We start from the raw sequence: 3,090 nt of genomic DNA, 5'->3' as shown, positions 1-3,090 counted from the left end.
CCCTCTATTTCAGCAGATTCTCTCAGTCACAACAACATATCTGGGACATTACCCTATTAATTTAGCAATATTTGATCTAGCATCCGTTACATCGAATGTATCCAATTAAAAAACTAGTCTTTTTATCGGGTACATCCATTACCAAATCTGCTGCTAATACGTAAGCTTTGAAAACGCTAAACATAATGCTTTTCTACAGCTTTCTTAATGATGCATTATATTGAGCCAGCAGCTTTTATATCAATCACCAACTTCACCCTTTTGGGTATATAAATCAATGCGCATCAAGCGTAACGTAGATACTAGATCTCACAAGAGTGGAGCCGCGATCGGTGCTATCACGCTCTGAGGGATCGCATCAGGTGATTTATAGAGCGGGTGAACATTATGGACTCTAGCGAACTCTTAAAACGTTATGCTGCAGGACATCGCGATTTTCATCAAGTGGATCTTAGTGAAGCTCGGCTAAGCGAAGCAACATTAAGTGGCATCAATCTAGCCGAGACAAATCTGACCAAAGCAGCGCTGCATGGAGCTGATCTCTCGCACGCCAATCTTCAGAACGCGAACCTGAACGGTGCTGACTTATCTCAAGCCAATTTGAGCGGCGCAGATCTCCGAGGGGCTTATCTGGGCGCAGCAATTTTATTTGGCGCAAACCTAACAGGTACTCAACTTTCTGGAGCCAATCTCCGATGGGCGTCCCTGATTAATGTCATTCCCGATGACATCGACTTAAGCGAGACAACGCTGCTCCGCACGGTAATGCCCAATGGAGGTGTTGCACAAGTATTGTAGTGGCAGGGACACTGGGTGGTAAGCGAATCAGCGCAAGATAGGCATCGATTGACGCCTCTACACCAGAATTAAAGTCACAGGACTAAAATGTGAATCTAAAACTTGAGAGAAGGATTGCTTCGAGCTTGTAGGGTTCGCATCGCTGTAAGTACCTCTGTCCGAGTCATGCCAGTTTGAATGTTGGGGCTATACAACATCCGAATCAAGGCTTTATCAATTTCGGCATATTGGGTTACATCTGTCCATGGTTGATAGAACATGCTGGTTGAATATTTGTAGGAATCGCGCATCAGCCCTAACGATTGAGTCAATTCCTCACGAATTAGGTGCGATCGCTCCTTTTGAGTAATGCCTTGACTATTGATCAAAACATTCGCACTTTGAATAGTGCCCTTGGCATCCCAATTCGTTGCGAAAAATCCAAAGTTAACCGGAACGTATCGCGGTTCATAGTTGCGAAACTGTGGTTCTGGAACAAAGCGTATTCTCACGTTCGGATTATTCTGGACAAGCTGTAGCCGAATGGCTCCCCCTACTAGCCCATTCACCTCCTCTATGACCGTATTCAGCGTTGCTAAGTCTGTTTGAGTTGGCGTTCCAAAATATTGGATTCTGACATCACCTTGCCATTTACGAATTTTGGAATTTCCACTGGAATCAAATTCAGATCCCATTGCAATTTCCATGAAATAATTAATCTGCTCTTGGGTAAAACTAGTGCCGTAAGGATAGTTGGGTACGCTTCGTCTCGCAACGGAGGACACTGGAGGTGGAGCAACTCTAGATTGAGATAGAGGAGACTGAGGTGAAGGAGATTGAGGTAAAGGAGATCGAGATGTAGTATTGCCACCACCATAGTCCGACACGTTTCGAGTAGCAACGGAGGACACTGGAGGTGGAGCAACCCTAGATTGAGGCAGAGGATATACAGCGGAACTGGCAACTTTACTAGAAGGCCGCGTTGCTTGACTAGAAGGTTGCATTGCGCCAGATAGGGTTTCCCGACGAATCAGATCGCTACGCACCCAACCCATCGCACCAGAGCGATCGAATTTGACGTAGTACCACACCCATTCATCATCCCCTTGCTGTTGCTGAAGAATCTGGACGCGATCGCCGGAATAGCCATAGTGAAGTGGCTGCGATCGCACCGATGGATTTAATCGGACATTAATCTCACTACTGCGATCGCTCGTCATCAGTTCTGCGGGGCGGGCCGCACTCGAAATACTTCGGAATCCTGACGCGGACACAACGGCTGAAGCAATTCCTACGAACATAAGACCACGGCTTACAGCTTGGACAGCGTTGTTCCAGTTCATTGTGTGAGTTTCCTTGTATTTAGGGGGCAAAGGTGGAAGGACGGTTTCGCTTAAAGTTCCCCTGTACATTTTGTTTAATCACATTCTTTTGATCACACTTTGTAAGGATCAAAAGATATAGATCGAATGTACTTATTTTTGTCGGTGCGATCGTCCACACAGAATAAATTCCTCTCTATTTGAACCCTGATCGGGACAGATTGATCACTTTATCCGAAATTTAAATCGATCAAGTTGAAGTTAGCTTATTTAGTCGTTAAGACACTGTAGCAAATACGGTTTTACAAGACTCAGTAATATGCTTGTCGCCAAAGAAAAGCCTGATTAGCGTGTTTGTAAGTCAGCGCTCAGAGGAATTACGAGGCTATCCTATGGAACTTACAGAGCAATCGTATCAGTAAAACTTGTAGCCCAAAACAGGTCATCGGCTCTGATAAAACTATTGAATTTACACTTCTTAATTTTACACTTCTCAATAATGTTCTGTGTTTCAACGATGCTCCGGTTGCTTCCGACTGATCAGGACTTCTAGACCCGTTCCCAAATCTTTCCAGTCTCAAGACGCCTATCTCTCGCATTGGGAGACCCGTCTATAAAATTCTTGATAAAGCAGGGTTATCAAGAATTTTATACACAAGACACGTTTAGAATGGATACGTGTTTCTTCTGAACGAGCCTAAGAGCTTCCTAGCCCTTCTTTACTTTTGGCGCAGGTCGCCTTTTGGAGTTAACGTTGCCATCTCGACTTTTTCGCCCTCACCGTTTCTGGCTTCCATATCTTGTGTTGGTCGGTACAGTGCTGCTAACAGGACTGGCTGCATTTTCCACCCAACGATCTGCTCGAGAAAAAGACCGTCTCCGGTTTGATGGTGCGGTGCAACGCACTCAAGCAAGTATTTACCAGCGATTAGATACATAATCCAAGTTGCGGGTTAAGTTGAGAGAACAGAAGAAAACAACCGCAAGCCAC

The 3,090-nt window shown here is 45.1% G+C and carries 3 protein-coding genes; 1 reads left to right on the top strand and 2 read right to left on the bottom strand.

What is annotated here, in order from left to right; translation table 11 throughout:
* The first annotated feature begins 387 nt into the window (after positions 1-387).
* A complete protein-coding gene (locus AC5JLB_RS20610; protein ID WP_495875691.1) occupies positions 388-798 on the top strand; it encodes a pentapeptide repeat-containing protein in 411 nt (136 codons plus the stop codon).
* 95 nt (positions 799-893) lie between these two features.
* Here AC5JLB_RS20610 and AC5JLB_RS20605 read toward each other — a convergent pair whose 3' ends face one another.
* Both AC5JLB_RS20605 and AC5JLB_RS20600 read right to left on the bottom strand, forming a co-directional pair.
* A complete protein-coding gene (locus AC5JLB_RS20605; RefSeq protein WP_495875690.1) occupies positions 894-2,120 on the bottom strand; it encodes a DUF2927 domain-containing protein in 1,227 nt (408 codons plus the stop codon).
* A gap of 698 nt (positions 2,121-2,818) precedes the next feature.
* A complete protein-coding gene (locus AC5JLB_RS20600) occupies positions 2,819-3,037 on the bottom strand; it encodes a hypothetical protein (protein WP_495875689.1) in 219 nt (72 codons plus the stop codon).
* Positions 3,038-3,090 lie beyond the last annotated feature (53 nt).

This window comes from Myxacorys chilensis (genome assembly GCF_059505265.1).
This window is presented reverse-complemented; position numbering and strand designations above follow the sequence as displayed.